This window comes from Pseudomonas glycinis (assembly GCF_054871425.1).
This window is the reverse complement of the sequence record NZ_JBTYHF010000003.1, coordinates 180,979-194,985: the sequence shown is the minus strand read 5'-3', so window position 1 is coordinate 194,985 and position 14,007 is coordinate 180,979. Positions and strand designations below refer to the sequence as shown.

Below are 14,007 nucleotides of genomic sequence, written 5' to 3'. Positions count from 1 at the left end.
TTCGCTGCGTCGTTCATGCGCGTGCGTTTTGAACGCCCCGGTCATTTTCTGCTTCACTCAAGGCTCGCCTAGTGCTGGCCGCCCGGATCAAAGGGGAATGGCGTAATGGCAACGGTAGACCGCTGGCTGCTGCCAGATGGCATCGAAGAAGTACTGCCACCGGAGGCGGCGCGCATTGAAGTCGCGCGTCGTCAGGTGTTGGATCTGTTCCAGAGCTGGGGTTACGAGTTCGTCGTGACTCCCCATATCGAGTACCTGGAATCCCTGCTGACCGGCGCGGGCCAGGACCTGGATCTGCGTACCTTCAAGGTCATCGACCCGCAATCGGGCCGGCAGATGGGTTTCCGCGCCGACATCACGCCGCAAGTGGCGCGCATCGATGCGCACACCCTGCGTCGCGAAGGCCCGAGCCGTCTGTGCTACGCCGGCAGCGTCCTGCATGCTCAGCCGCGTGCATTGTCGTCCTCGCGCAGCCCGATCCAGCTGGGCGCCGAGCTGTACGGCGACGCCAGCCCGAGCAGCGATGTCGAAGTCATCAGCCTGATGCTGGCCATGCTGCAACTGGCCGATGTGCCGGACGTGCACATGGACCTCGGCCATGTCGGCATCTACCGTGGTCTGGCGCGCGCCGCCGGTCTGTCTGGTGAAGTTGAACAGCAGTTGTTCGATGCCCTGCAGCGCAAGGCCATCGATGAAGTGATTACCCTGACCGAAGGCCTGCCGGCCGATGTGTCGGGCATGCTGCGCGCACTGGTTGATCTGTGTGGCGGCCGTGAAGTGTTGAGCGCTGCCCGCGAGCGTCTGGCCAATGCCCCGGCGCCGGTGCTGGCGGCGCTGGAAGATCTGCTGGCGATCGCCGAGCGTCTTTCCGTGCGCTTCCCGCAGCTGCCGCTGTATTTCGACCTCGGCGAGTTGCGCGGCTACCACTACCACACCGGTGTGGTGTTCGCGGTGTTCGTGCCGGGCGTTGGCCAGTCCATCGCTCAGGGCGGTCGTTACGATGACATCGGTGCCGACTTCGGTCGCGCCCGTCCGGCGACTGGTTTCTCTACCGATTTGAAAACCCTGGTGACCCTGGGGCGTGCTGAGATCGAGCTACCGTCTGGCGGTATCTGGATGCCTGACAGTACGGATGCGGCACTCTGGCAGCAGGTTTGCCAGTTGCGCAGTGAGGGTCAGCGTGTCGTTCAGGCCTTGCCTGGACAACCTTTGGCCGCCGCCCGTGATGCGGACTGCGACCGGCAATTGATTCAGCAGAACGGGCTTTGGCAAGTATCGCCACTGGCTTCTTGAGTTTTCCTGCCGGCCATCGCCGGCACCAAGTTTGCGCGAATGAGGACAAGTGTTATGGGTAAGAATGTCGTAGTCCTGGGCACCCAGTGGGGTGATGAGGGCAAAGGCAAGATCGTTGATCTGCTGACCGAACATGCTGCCGCCGTAGTGCGCTACCAGGGTGGCCACAACGCGGGTCACACGCTGGTGATCGACGGCGAGAAAACCGTCTTGCACCTGATTCCGTCGGGCGTGCTGCGCGAAGGCGTGCAATGCCTGATCGGCAACGGCGTGGTGGTTGCACCTGACGCCCTGCTGCGCGAGATCACCAAGCTGGAAGAGAAAGGCGTACCGGTGCGCGAGCGCCTGCGTATCAGCCCGTCCTGCCCGCTGATCCTGTCCTTCCACGTCGCGCTGGACCAGGCCCGTGAAAAGGCCCGTGGCGAGCTGAAGATCGGTACTACCGGTCGCGGCATCGGCCCGGCTTACGAAGACAAGGTTGCCCGTCGTGGCCTGCGTGTCGGCGACCTGCTGAACATGCCGCGCTTCGAAGACAAGCTGCGTGAACTGGTGGACTACCACAACTTCATGCTGGTCGGTTACTACAAAGAGCCAGCCATCGAGTTCGAAAAGACCCTGGCCGAGTGCAAGGAATACGCTGAGCTGCTCAAGCCGCTGATGCTCGACGTGACCGCTGAGCTGCACGACCTGCGTCGTGCCGGCAAGGACATCATGTTTGAAGGCGCGCAAGGTTCTTTGCTCGACATCGACCACGGCACCTACCCGTACGTGACCAGCTCCAACACCACCGCTGGCGGCGTGGCGACTGGTTCGGGCGTGGGTCCGATGTTCCTCGACTACATCCTGGGCATCACCAAGGCCTACACCACTCGCGTCGGTTCCGGCCCGTTCCCGACCGAGCTGTTCGACGAAGTTGGTGCGCACCTGGCCAAGCAAGGTCACGAGTTCGGCGCCACCACTGGCCGCGCCCGTCGTTGCGGCTGGTTCGACGCCGTCATCCTGCGTCGCGCTATCGATGTGAACAGCATCTCGGGCATCTGCCTGACCAAGCTGGACGTACTCGACGGCCTGGAAACCATCAACATCTGCGTCGGCTACAAAGACGCGCAGGGCAATGCCGTTGCGCCGACCGATGCTGACAGCTACGTCGGCCTGCAGCCGGTGTACGAAGAAGTGCCGGGCTGGAGCGAATCGACCGTGGGTGCCAAGACCCTGGAAGAGCTGCCGGCCAATGCTCGTGCCTACATCAAACGCGTTGAAGAGTTGATCGGCGCGCCGATCGACATTATTTCGACGGGCCCGGACCGCAACGAAACCATCGTTCTGCGTCATCCGTTCGCTTGATAAGTCGTTGATGTAAAAAACAAAGGCCCCTTAATCGGGGCCTTTGTCGTTTATGCCTGTTGGACGGCATGACCTTTGCTGTGAATCTGTCTACAAGAGTGCCATCAAATTAATGGCGTCAGAAGTAGAGGGATTTAAAGTGTCAGCCGTTCTCTCACTGTTACAAAGCCGTTTGTTGCGGCCGGTGTTCGTTACCCTTGGTATCGCCCTTTTGGTGCAGGTGTTGGTGGCGGTTGCCCTGACGCGGAGCACGGTCACGGCGCTCGAAGCCGATCTGGCCGTGCGCCTGGGCGCCGACAGCCAGAAGCTCTCCGGTGAGCTGGAACAGGCCGGGCGTGAAGTCACTTCGAGTCTTGATGCGCTGTCAGCCAGTACTCGTCAGCGCCTCACGGCTGGCCTGTCCGCGCGCTTAAAGGAAGAGCAGGCGCAACTGCGGGCGACGCTGGAAAAGGATCTGAAGGATTCGGCCAACGACATGGCGCAGTTGCTTGCATCCGTAGCGCCGCGTGCGATGTGGGACAGCGACGTGCCGACGCTGTCGGAGTTCGCTCGTCGCGCCCAGCGCAATCCCAACGTGCTGTTCGTGGTGTATGACGACGCCACCGGCCAGCATCTGACCCGTTATCTCAACCGTGAAAATCCGATCAACAAGGCCTTGCTGGAAAAAGGTCAGGGCGAGCGTGCGCTGGATAAAGTACTCGATGCGGCGAAAAACGATCCTTCGGTTTACTACCTCGAAGCCTCGATCAATCCCAATGGCGTGGAAATCGGCAAAGTGCTGATGGGCGTGTCCACGGCCTCGGTGGAAAGCGATCTGGCCGAGCTCGACAAGCGCTTCCTCGCGCTAATTGCCAGCAGCGATCAATTGGTCGGCGACAGCCTCAAAGGCGCAGCGGCGGACAGCGCCAAGGCAATGCAGGCGCGCCTGCAATCGGCGCAGGGCACCGCTGGCGAAATGAAAGCCAACACCGCACAAACCGTTCAAGACGCTGCCGCGACACTGCGCTGGCGTATCGGCCTTGGCCTGGCACTGGTCGGTTGCGGCGTCCTGCTGTTGCTGGCCGTGGTGCTCGGTCATCGTGTGGTCAATCGTCTGAAAATGCTCAATGCGGCGATGGACGATCTGGCAGCGGGCGAGGGCGATCTGACCAAGCGTGTGCAGATCAACAGCAAGGATGAAATCGGCGACATGGCCTCGGCGGTCAATCGCTTTGTGGATAAATTGCAGCCGATCGTACGCGAGGCGGGCGATGTCGCTCAGCGCACTGGCGTGGAAATCGGCGCGATGACTTTGCGCAACGCTGGCGCCGATGCGGCTGCCGGAATGCAGCGCGATGAAGTTGCAGAAAGCCTTCGCGCGCTGTCGCAAATGGCAGACGAGGCGCAGTCGGAAAGTCAGGCGATGCAGGCGGCGCTGAAGCAGGTTGTCGATATTCGTCAGGCCACCGATGAGAACACTCGTACTTCCGCCAAGGTCGGCAGCCTGATCGAAGCGCTGGCCGGGCAGGTCGATACCGGGGCGAAGGTTATCGAGCGACTGGCGCAGCAGAGCGAGCAGATCGAGGTGGTGCTGACGGTGATTCACGGCATCGCCGAACAGACCAACCTGCTGGCATTGAACGCTGCGATCGAGGCGGCGCGCGCCGGTGAAACCGGGCGTGGGTTTGCCGTGGTGGCGGATGAAGTGCGTGCCCTGGCGAGCAAAACGCAGAGCTCGACGGGCGATATCCAAGCGCACATAGTCGCTCTGCAGCAAGGCGCACGTGAGGCAGTCGAGGCGATTGGTCAGGCCGGACGGCAGGCCAGCGAAGGTTTGCTGGTCTTGCGCGACAGTGCGCGGTTGCAGCAGTCGGTGCAGGCTTCGGTTGAGCAGGTGCACGCGGCGATCGGTCTGGCGACGCAAGCAGCAGCGCATCAGGCGCAGGGTGCACAGGCAGTGCGTGGGCGCGTCGAGACGATTCACGCCCAAGCCGAGAAAGCGGCGCAGGCAGTGGTGGAGACCACGGCCAGTGGCAAGGTGCTGGATGGTCTGGCGGCGCAGTTGAAGGCTAGCCTGGGACAGTTCCGCGCTTAAGATCAAAAGATCGTAGCCTGCGGCAGCTCCTACAGGGAAACGCAAATTCCGATGTAGGAGCTGCCGAAGGCTGCGATCTTTTAGCGGCTGAGATACATCCGCGTCGTCAGCAGATAAACCGGCAACCCCGAGACCACAATCAACAACGCCGCATAAGGCGCCGCCGCCGCAAACTCGACATTCGCCGTATGCGCCCAGACTTCGGTCGCCAATGTATTGAGTCCGGTTGGGCTGAGCAGCAACGTTGCCGTCAATTCCTTCATCGCATCAAGAAATACCAGCGCAAACGCTGCGCCCAGTGCCGGGAAAATGATCGGCAAGGTCACCCGGCAAAACGCGGTGAACGACGATGCGCCTAATGTCCGCGCCGCTTCTTCCAGCTGCGGTGCAGCCTTGTTCAGCGCAGTACGGATCGGCGCCTGCGCCAATGGCAGGAACAGCAGCGCATAGGCGATCAGCAGCAAGCCCGACGTCTGATACAGCACCGGCACGTAATGCAGGGCGAAATACACCAGCGTCAACGCAATCACCAGGCCCGGCAGCGCGTGCAACAGATAAGGCAGGCGTTCGGCCCAGATTGCCAATCGGCCTTTATAGCGCACCACCAGCAACCCGACCGGCACCGCCAGCACCAGGCACAGCGCCGCGCCGCCCAATGACAATGCCAGCGATGACAACAGCGCCTCGGTGATCGCCGCTACCGGGAACGCCGCCGATGAGCCGACCGCCAGCCAATACGCCAACATCCCCAACGGAATGCCGCTGCCGATAATCGCCAGCAACAGGCAATACAACTGACCAAGCGCCGCCCACGGTCCAAGCTTTACCTGTTCAGCTTGCCGCGCCGCGCCCTGGCCGGTGCGCACATGCCGGCCCTTGCCACGCACGCGCAGCTCCAGCCACAACAGCAGCAGACACAGCGCCAGCAACACCGCCGAAAGCATCGCGGCGTTGGCATTGCTGAATTCCAGTTCGAATTGCTGGTAGATCGCCGTGGTGAAGGTTTGCAAGCCGATGATCGACAGCGCGCCGAATTCCACCAGCATGTGCAGGGCAATCAGCAGCGAACCGGCCAGCAGCGATGGCCACAGCAGCGGCAGGGTGACGCGGAAAAATACGCCCCAGCGATTCTGTCCCAACGTGCGGGCGGATTCTTCGAGGGAGGGATCGAGATTGCGCAGGGTCGCCGCAACTGGGAGGAAGATCAGCGGATACTTCGACAGGCTCATCACCAGAATCGCCCCGCCGAGGCCTTCGAACTGCGCACTCAGTGACACCCAGGTGAAGCTGCTGACAAACGCCGGCACCGCAAACGGCAGGCACAGGATCACGCCCCACAGGCGCCGCCCCGGCAGATTGCTGCGCTCCAGCAGCCACGCCAGCGACAGACCTATCACGGCGCAGGTAACCGTCACGCCGACCATCAGTGCCAAGGTGTTGCGCAACAGGCCGAACACATACGGGCGCCACAGCAAATGCAGCGCCTCGGCCCAGCCGGCCTGCCAGGCTTTCAGTCCAACATAGGCCAGTGGCAGCAGGCTCATGACCACCAGTAGCAATACCGGCAGCACCAGCCAGATTGACGGTCTTTTGCGTCTTGGCACGTAACCCCCGCGCGCGGCGGGGGCCGATAACGATGCTGCCATCAGTTCAGGCCAACTTCGCGTTCCAGCTCCAGCGCTTCTTCAGCATTGCCCAGATCCGCCGGAGTGACGTTCGGCGCTTCCAGTTCGCTGAACGGCTTGAGGCCGCGATCCGATTCCATGCCTTTATGCAGCGGGTATTCGGCGGTGGTCTGAGTGATCACGCGCTGACCTTCTTCGCTGGCCATGAAGGCGAGGAATTGCTGGGCTTCTTTTGGATGTTTGCTGGATTTCAGCACGGCAGCGCTGGACACGGTGATCAAGCCGCCAGCGTCGCCGCCGGTGAAATAATGCAGCTTGGAGTCGAGCTTGCCTTTCTCGCGTTGCAGGGCGAACCAGTAGTAGTTGTTCACCAGTACTGTAGCGACTTCGCCGTTTTCCACAGCTTTGAGTGCGACCATGTTGTTGCTGTAGGTCTTGCCGAACGCGCGCAGGCCGGTCAGCCATTCTTCGGCGGCGTCACGACCGTGCAGCTTGATGATTGCTACTGCCTGTTCCTGGAAGGCGCCACTGGTCGGCACGAAGCCGACCTTGCCTTGCCACTGCGGCTCGGAGAATTCCATCACCGATTTCGGCAGGTCTTTTTCATCGATCAGTTTCGGATTGAACGCGACCACGCGCACGCGCGCGGTAACGCCGATCCAGGTACCGTTGGCGGCGACGTATTTTTCCGGCAAAACCGCTAGGGTGGCGTCATCGGCCTTGGCCAGCAGACCCTGTTCGCCGAGGTTGTTCAGCGGCGGCGACTCTTCGGTGTAGATCACATCGGCGGGCGAGCGGTCGCCTTCTTCGATGATCTGGCTCGCGAGCTGGTTGCTGCTGCCTTTGCGCACGTTGACGTGGATGCCGGTCTTGGCTTCGAAAGCCTTGGCAATCGCGTCGCCGACTTCCTTGTGCTGGCCGTTGTAGAGAGTCAGGGAAACCGCATCGGCAGCCTGGGTGAGGGGAGTGGCGAGCGCCAGGCCGAGGAGGGTGAAGGTCAGGCCTCGGCGCAGGGTATTTCGAAACGTCATTCGCAGGGTTCCTCACTGTCGCATTGCAAAAACTTGCAACAATGATAAACGATATTGTTTCTCAAGTGCGCCTTGTGGGGCGACTGCCGATCCTGTAGGGATGGCGAAATTCAGGAAGGCAGAAACGCAAAAACCCGCTTTCGCGGGTTTTTGTGAAATCCAAGGCCTGAACCTTGAATTTGAATTGGTGCCCAGAAGAAGACTCGAACTTCCACGACCGTAAGGTCACCAGCACCTGAAGCTGGCGTGTCTACCAATTTCACCATCTGGGCAATCATCGCAAGCGTTGCCGCTGTTGATGTGGCGCACTATACGGAGGCCTTTTTGATCTGTAAACCCCTGATTTGGTTTTAATAAATCAGTGTGAGCAAAAGCTTTACCGCAAATGCAAAAAACCCGCTTTCGCGGGTTTTGTGTCAGTGTTGAAACTGATCTAGTCTCAAACTCGAAATTGGTGCCCAGGAGAAGACTCGAACTTCCACGACCGTAAGGTCACCAGCACCTGAAGCTGGCGTGTCTACCAATTTCACCACCTGGGCATCATCGAAAGCGCTTGTGCGTCGTCGATGGCGCGCACTATACGGAGCGTCTTTTTAACTGTAAACCCCTGCCGCAGAAAAAACTGAATTTTTTTACCAGCGGCGTTCAAAACGGTGTCCGAGCGTCGATACAAGGCCTTGCACAGCCTTATAGAAGCGGAAATTTCCCGTTTCCCGGCGCCTATGCCAAACTAACCCGCATATAGACAAGGTGAAAACTCTCTAATGGCCGATTGGCAGTCCCTCGATCCCGAGGCCGCTCGTGAAGCGGAAAAATACGAAAACCCTATTCCCAGCCGCGAACTGATCCTGGCGCACCTCGCCGATCGGGGTTCGCCTGCTGCCCGCGAGCAACTGGTCGAAGAGTTTGGTCTGACCACAGAAGACCAGATCGAGGCCCTGCGCCGCCGCTTGCGCGCCATGGAGCGCGACGCTCAACTGATCTACACCCGCCGTGGCACTTACGCGCCGGTAGACAAGCTCGACCTGATCCTCGGCCGCATCAGTGGTCACCGTGACGGTTTCGGTTTCCTCGTGCCGGACGACGGCAGCGACGATCTGTTCATGAGCCCGGCCCAAATGCGTCTGGTGTTCGATGGTGACCGTGCGCTGGCCCGGGTTTCCGGGCTCGACCGTCGTGGTCGCCGTGAAGGCGTGATCGTCGAAGTGGTGTCCCGCGCTCACGAAACCATCGTTGGTCGCTACTTCGAAGAAGGCGGCATCGGTTTCGTGGTTGCCGACAATCCGAAGATTCAGCAGGAAGTGCTGGTGACGCCGGGCCGCAACGCCAACGCGCAGATCGGTCAGTTCGTCGAAGTGAAAATCACCCACTGGCCAACGCCGCGCTTCCAGCCGCAAGGCGATGTGGTCGAAGTGGTCGGCAACTACATGGCCCCGGGCATGGAAATCGATGTTGCCCTGCGCACTTACGACATTCCGCACGTCTGGCCTGAAGCGGTTGTGAAAGAAGCCGCCAAGCTCAAGCCGGAAGTTGAAGAAAAAGACAAAGAGAAGCGCATCGACTTGCGCCATCTGCCGTTCGTCACCATCGACGGCGAAGACGCCCGCGACTTCGACGATGCGGTCTACTGCGAAGCCAAACCGGGCAAGCTGCGTCTGTTCTCCGGTGGCTGGAAGTTGTACGTGGCGATTGCCGACGTTTCCAGTTACGTGAAGATCGGCTCGGCGCTGGATAACGAAGCTCAGGTTCGCGGCAACTCGGTGTACTTCCCCGAGCGCGTGATTCCGATGCTGCCCGAGCAACTGTCCAACGGCCTGTGCTCGCTGAACCCGCAAGTCGATCGTCTGGCCATGGTTTGCGAGATGACCATCTCCAAGTCCGGCGAAATGACCGACTACTGCTTCTATGAGGCGGTGATCCATTCCCACGCCCGTCTGACCTACAACAAGGTCAGTGCGATGCTGGAAACGCCGAAGGCGACCGAAGCGCGCAAATTGCGCGGTGAGTACACCGACGTCGTGCCGCACCTCAAACAGCTCTACGCCTTGTACAAAGTATTGCTGGCTGCCCGTCACGTACGTGGCGCGATCGATTTCGAAACCCAGGAAACCCGGATCATCTTCGGTTCCGAGCGCAAGATCGCCGAAATCCGTCCGACCGTGCGTAACGATGCGCACAAACTGATCGAGGAGTGCATGCTGGCCGCCAACGTGGCCACTGCCGAATTCCTCAAGAAGCACGAAATTCCTGCGCTGTATCGTGTTCACGCCGGTCCGCCGCCAGAGCGTCTGGAAAAACTGCGCGCGTTCCTCGGTGAGCTCGGCCTGTCCCTGCACAAAGGCAAGGACGGTCCGTCGCCGAAGGATTATCAGGCTTTGCTCGCGAGCATCAAGGATCGTCCGGATTTCCACCTGATCCAGACCGTCATGCTGCGTTCGTTGAGTCAAGCGGTGTACAGCGCTGAAAACGATGGCCACTTCGGCCTGAATTACGAAGCCTATACCCACTTCACCTCGCCGATCCGTCGTTATCCGGACCTGCTCACGCACCGCGCGATCCGCAGCGTGATCCATTCGAAACAGGACACCCCGCACGTTCGTCGTGCCGGTGCTATGACCATTCCGAAAGCGCGCATCTATCCGTACGACGAAGCGGCGCTGGAGCAGCTTGGCGAGCAGTGCTCGATGAGCGAGCGCCGTGCCGACGAAGCGACCCGCGACGTGGTGAACTGGCTCAAGTGCGAGTTCATGAAGGATCGCGTCGGCGAGTCGTTCCCGGGCGTGATCACCGCAGTGACCGGTTTTGGTCTGTTCGTCGAACTGACCGATATCTACGTCGAAGGCCTGGTGCATGTCACCGCGCTGCCGGGCGATTACTACCACTTCGATCCTGTGCATCACCGCTTGGCGGGCGAGCGCACCGGTCGCAGTTTCCGTCTTGGCGACACCGTTGAAGTACGCGTCATGCGCGTCGACCTAGACGAGCGCAAGATCGACTTCGAGATGGCCGAGAAAACCATCAGCGCGCCGATTGGTCGCAAAAAACGTGGCGCCGAAACCGCTGCGCCTGCTGCCAAGGCTGCGGAAGAAAAGGCTCCAGCGAAAACCGCCAGCCGTCGTCCGGCCAAGGAAAAGGTCGCCGAAGCCTATCGCCCGAGCGATGCCGTGGCGAAAAACGCCGAGCTGCGCAAAAGCCGTGAATTGAAGAAGGCCTTGCTGGCCGATGCGAAAAACGGTGGTAAAGCGGCGTCCGGGGGAAAGACCGGACGGTCGGCGCCTGACAGGGCGACCGACGGCAAGCCAGCCAAGCCGAGCAAACACCGTAAGGGCCCGCCAAAAGCGGGTTCCGCTCCAGCCAAAAGTGGCGGGGCGCGTAAACCGAAGGCGAAGTCATGAGTCAGTTGGAAAAAATCTACGGCGTTCACGCGGTAGAAGCGTTGCTGCGTCACCACCCCAAGCGCGTCAAGCAGATCTGGCTGGCGGAAAGCCGCAACGATCCGCGCGTGCAGACGCTGGTCGAGCTGGCCAATGAAAACCGTGTTCAAGTCGGCCAGGCCGAGCGTCGCGAAATGGACGCCTGGGTTGAAGGCGTGCACCAGGGCGTGGTCGCGGAAGTCAGCCCGAGTCAGGTCTGGGGCGAGGCCATGCTCGACGAGTTGCTTGATCGCACCGAAGGCGCGCCGCTGTTGCTGGTGCTCGACGGTGTGACCGATCCGCACAACCTCGGCGCCTGCCTGCGCTCGGCCGATGCGGCCGGTGCGCTGGCGGTGATCGTGCCGAAGGACAAGTCGGCCACGCTGACCCCGGTGGTGCGTAAAGTTGCCTGCGGCGCCGCGGAAGTGATTCCGCTGGTGGCCGTGACCAACCTGGCGCGCACATTGGAAAAACTCCAGCAACGCGGTTTGTGGGTAGTCGGCACCGCAGGTGAAGCCGAGGTCAGCATTTATGACCAGGACCTCACCGGCCCGACCATCCTGATCATGGGCGCCGAAGGCAAAGGCATGCGCCGCCTGACCCGCGAGCATTGCGACTATCTGGTGAATCTGCCGATGGCCGGCAGCGTCAGCAGCCTCAACGTGTCGGTCGCCACCGGCGTGTGCCTGTTCGAAGCCCAGCGCCAGCGCGGTGCGAAGGCCAAGGCTGCCGCAAAGAAATAAGCTTCACGCAATCAACTGTGGGAGCGAGCCTGCTCGCGAAGAGGTGTGTCAGTCGACGTCATTGTTGCCTGACAGGCCGCATTCGCGAGCAGGCTCGCTCCCACATTCGGTTACGGTGTCTGGAAGGTCGGTGGTTGTTCAAATAATCACCAATTGCCTTGCGCCCCCGCAGTCCCTTCTCTACAATTGCGCCCCTTGCTGTGACGGCAGGCACGCATGTGCCCCGCGCCAGCAAGTCCATAAGTGTTATTCACTCCTTGTCTGACCGTTTTTGAGCGGCAGGCTACAACCCGTAAGGAGCATTCATGCGTCATTACGAAATCATCTTTCTGGTCCACCCGGATCAGAGCGAGCAAGTCGGCGGCATGGTTGAGCGTTACACCAAGCTGATCGAAGAAGACGGCGGCAAAATCCACCGTCTGGAAGACTGGGGCCGTCGTCAACTGGCCTACGCAATCAACAATGTTCACAAGGCTCACTACGTGATGCTGAACGTTGAGTGCACTGGCAAGGCCCTGGCCGAGCTGGAAGACAACTTCCGCTACAACGATGCAGTGATCCGTAACCTGGTCATCCGTCGCGACGAAGCCGTTACCGGCCAGTCCGAGATGCTCAAGGCTGAAGAAAACCGCAGTGAGCGCCGTGAGCGTCGCGACCGTCCTGAGCACGAAGGCGCCGAAGGCACCGACAGTGATGACAGCGACAACAGCGATAACGCTGACGAGTAATCCACGGACCTTATTAAGGAGCCTATCAAATGGCACGTTTCTTCCGTCGTCGTAAATTCTGCCGCTTCACCGCTGAAGACGTGAAAGAGATCGATTACAAAGATCTCAACACTCTGAAAGCCTACGTATCCGAGACCGGCAAAATCGTTCCAAGCCGCATCACCGGTACCAAAGCTCGTTATCAGCGTCAGCTGGCCACCGCTATCAAGCGCGCCCGCTTCCTGGCCCTGCTGGCCTACACCGACAGCCACGGCCGCTGAGACCGGGCAGTCGACAAGTAGCAAAGGATTGAATGCATGCGCGCCTTAGCTGAGTTCATCATGCGAGGCCGAATGCAGGCCACTCTCGTGGTGGCCGGATGTGCAACATTGCCGTTGTTGTATTGGTTGGGTGCTGCCGCCGGGAGCCTTGTGCTGCTGCGGCGCGGATTGACGGACGCCCTTGGCGTTCTGTCACTGGGACTGCTGCCGGCATTGATCTGGTGGCTGTATGCCGACGACCCACGGGCACTTCTGGTGCTGCTGGGGTCTTCGGGGCTTGCGTTGGTTTTGCGCGCAAGCGAATCCTGGGTCCGCACGCTGCTGGTCAGCGTAGTGATCGGAGTGGTGTTTTCAGTGGTGCTCGGGGTCGCGTTTGCGGCCCAGATCGAGATGCTTGCACAGGCCCTTATAAAGGTCATGCCGGCACTTCTTGGTGAGACCTACAAGCAATTGTCGGTCGATGAGCAAGCGCGTTTCGCGTCCCTGATTGCACCAGTCCTGACCGGACTGATTGCGGCCTTGTTGCAGATCGTCAGCGTGCTGAGCCTGATTGTCGGGCGGCATTGGCAGGCGTTGTTGTACAACCCGGGTGGTTTCGGTCGCGAGTTTCGCGCCATCCGCATCCCGCTGGGGCCGGCGATGTTACTGCTGGCGTTGATGCTTCTGGGCCCGAATCTCGGTGCACAGATGGCCATGTTGACGCCGTTGTGCAGTGTACCGCTGGTGTTCGCCGGGCTGGCCCTGATTCACGGGCTGGTCGGGCAGAAGCGACTGGCCGGTTTCTGGCTGGTGGGGTTGTACGTCACGCTGCTGTTGTTCATGCAGCTGATCTATCCGTTGCTCGTGGTTCTGGCCATTGTCGACAGCCTGATTGATTTTCGCGGTCGTCACGTGTCGAAAGACACCGACAGCGCGAACGGTGAAGGTTAAAAGTTAGAGGATTTTCACATGCAACTGATCCTTCTGGAAAAAATCGCCAACCTGGGCAACCTGGGCGACAAAGTAAACGTTAAGGCCGGTTACGGCCGTAACTACCTGCTGCCTTTCGGCAAGGCTACCGCTGCGACCGCTGCCAACCTGGCTGCGTTCGAAGAGCGTCGCGCCGAGCTGGAAAAAGCCGCCGCAGACCGTAAGGCATCGGCTGAAAGCCGTGCTGCCCAACTGGCCGAGCTGGAAGTGACCATCACTGCCACCGCTGGCGACGAAGGCAAGCTGTTCGGTTCGATCGGTACTCACGACATCGCTGACGCACTGACCGCCTCCGGCGTTGAAGTGCAGAAGAGCGAAGTTCGTCTGCCGAACGGCACCATCCGCAACGTGGGTGAATTCGACGTGGCCGTGCACCTGCACGCCGAAGTTGAAGCCACCGTACGCGTTGTCGTGGTAGCAGCTTAAGCAACACGGATCGGCTGGCGGCTTGTCCGTCAGGCGGTTAACATCGGGCACGATCCTGTTTACAGGTCGTGCCCTTTGTCTTTCTGAATTCCCTGCTTTTC

11 protein-coding genes and 2 tRNA genes are annotated in these 14,007 nt (G+C 60.4%); 9 read left to right on the top strand and 4 right to left on the bottom strand.

All coding sequences use genetic code 11. The annotated features are described in order from the left end of the window. The first annotated feature begins 105 nt into the window (after positions 1 to 105). From ACYSTU_RS08535 to ACYSTU_RS08525, 3 genes are all read left to right on the top strand, one after another. Positions 106 to 1,293, top strand: coding sequence for an ATP phosphoribosyltransferase regulatory subunit (locus tag ACYSTU_RS08535; RefSeq protein ID WP_498997439.1), 1,188 nt, complete (start codon positions 106 to 108; stop codon positions 1,291 to 1,293). A gap of 54 nt (positions 1,294 to 1,347) precedes the next feature. Beyond that, entirely contained in the window at positions 1,348 to 2,637 is a 1,290-nt protein-coding gene (locus tag ACYSTU_RS08530) for an adenylosuccinate synthase (RefSeq protein ID WP_016771943.1), read from the top strand. Positions 2,638 to 2,776: 139 nt separating this feature from the next. Continuing rightward, positions 2,777 to 4,711 (top strand): methyl-accepting chemotaxis protein, encoded by a 1,935-nt coding sequence (locus ACYSTU_RS08525; protein ID WP_130902872.1) that lies wholly within the window; start codon positions 2,777 to 2,779, stop codon positions 4,709 to 4,711. A gap of 80 nt (positions 4,712 to 4,791) precedes the next feature. Here the strand turns inward: ACYSTU_RS08525 and ACYSTU_RS08520 are convergent, their stop codons facing one another. The 4 genes from ACYSTU_RS08520 to ACYSTU_RS08505 form a co-directional block, all read right to left on the bottom strand. Further along, complete coding sequence (locus tag ACYSTU_RS08520; RefSeq protein ID WP_122601479.1) at positions 4,792 to 6,357, bottom strand: ABC transporter permease; 1,566 nt, start codon at positions 6,355 to 6,357, stop codon at positions 4,792 to 4,794. After that, a complete protein-coding gene (locus tag ACYSTU_RS08515) occupies positions 6,357 to 7,367 on the bottom strand; it encodes an extracellular solute-binding protein (RefSeq protein ID WP_016771941.1) in 1,011 nt (336 codons plus the stop codon). The genes ACYSTU_RS08520 and ACYSTU_RS08515 overlap by 1 nt, the downstream gene beginning before the upstream one ends. Positions 7,368 to 7,552: 185 nt before the next feature. Beyond that, a tRNA-Leu gene (locus ACYSTU_RS08510) sits at positions 7,553 to 7,639 on the bottom strand. 180 nt (positions 7,640 to 7,819) lie between these two features. Then, positions 7,820 to 7,906, bottom strand: a tRNA-Leu gene (locus ACYSTU_RS08505). A gap of 225 nt (positions 7,907 to 8,131) precedes the next feature. Here ACYSTU_RS08505 and rnr point away from each other — a divergent pair. From rnr to rplI, 6 genes are all read left to right on the top strand, one after another. Beyond that, entirely contained in the window at positions 8,132 to 10,762 is a 2,631-nt protein-coding gene (rnr, locus tag ACYSTU_RS08500; protein ID WP_024011371.1) for a ribonuclease R, read from the top strand. Next, positions 10,759 to 11,523, top strand: a complete 765-nt coding sequence (gene rlmB / locus ACYSTU_RS08495; protein WP_024011372.1) for a 23S rRNA (guanosine(2251)-2'-O)-methyltransferase RlmB — start codon at positions 10,759 to 10,761, stop codon at positions 11,521 to 11,523. Before rnr ends, rlmB begins: the two co-directional genes overlap by 4 nt. 305 nt (positions 11,524 to 11,828) lie before the next feature. Next, the gene (rpsF, locus tag ACYSTU_RS08490; RefSeq protein WP_016771938.1) at positions 11,829 to 12,251 is read left to right on the top strand and encodes a 30S ribosomal protein S6; all 423 of its coding nucleotides are present in this window, start codon (positions 11,829 to 11,831) and stop codon (positions 12,249 to 12,251) included. Between the two features lie 29 nt (positions 12,252 to 12,280). Continuing rightward, entirely contained in the window at positions 12,281 to 12,511 is a 231-nt protein-coding gene (gene rpsR, locus ACYSTU_RS08485; protein WP_002551829.1) for a 30S ribosomal protein S18, read from the top strand. A gap of 36 nt (positions 12,512 to 12,547) precedes the next feature. Beyond that, positions 12,548 to 13,441 (top strand): hypothetical protein, encoded by an 894-nt coding sequence (locus ACYSTU_RS08480; RefSeq protein WP_016771937.1) that lies wholly within the window; start codon positions 12,548 to 12,550, stop codon positions 13,439 to 13,441. A gap of 18 nt (positions 13,442 to 13,459) precedes the next feature. Then, on the top strand, positions 13,460 to 13,906 hold the full coding sequence (gene rplI, locus ACYSTU_RS08475; RefSeq protein ID WP_003221136.1) for a 50S ribosomal protein L9: 447 nt from the start codon (positions 13,460 to 13,462) through the stop codon (positions 13,904 to 13,906). The last annotated feature ends 101 nt before the right edge of the window (positions 13,907 to 14,007 follow it).

Bases quoted from the DNA above. Each gene is read 5' to 3' on its own strand.
- rpsR (WP_002551829.1), top strand. From the start codon at position 12,281: ATGGCACGTTTCTTCCGTCGTCGTAAATTCTGCCGCTTCACCGCTGAA.
- rnr (WP_024011371.1), top strand. From the start codon at position 8,132: ATGGCCGATTGGCAGTCCCTCGATCCCGAGGCCGCTCGTGAAGCGGAA.
- rplI (WP_003221136.1), top strand. From the start codon at position 13,460: ATGCAACTGATCCTTCTGGAAAAAATCGCCAACCTGGGCAACCTGGGC.
- rlmB (WP_024011372.1), top strand. From the start codon at position 10,759: ATGAGTCAGTTGGAAAAAATCTACGGCGTTCACGCGGTAGAAGCGTTG.
- ACYSTU_RS08520 (WP_122601479.1), bottom strand. From the start codon at position 6,357: ATGGCAGCATCGTTATCGGCCCCCGCCGCGCGCGGGGGTTACGTGCCA.
- ACYSTU_RS08535 (WP_498997439.1), top strand. From the start codon at position 106: ATGGCAACGGTAGACCGCTGGCTGCTGCCAGATGGCATCGAAGAAGTA.
- ACYSTU_RS08480 (WP_016771937.1), top strand. From the start codon at position 12,548: ATGCGCGCCTTAGCTGAGTTCATCATGCGAGGCCGAATGCAGGCCACT.
- rpsF (WP_016771938.1), top strand. From the start codon at position 11,829: ATGCGTCATTACGAAATCATCTTTCTGGTCCACCCGGATCAGAGCGAG.
- ACYSTU_RS08530 (WP_016771943.1), top strand. From the start codon at position 1,348: ATGGGTAAGAATGTCGTAGTCCTGGGCACCCAGTGGGGTGATGAGGGC.
- ACYSTU_RS08515 (WP_016771941.1), bottom strand. From the start codon at position 7,367: ATGACGTTTCGAAATACCCTGCGCCGAGGCCTGACCTTCACCCTCCTC.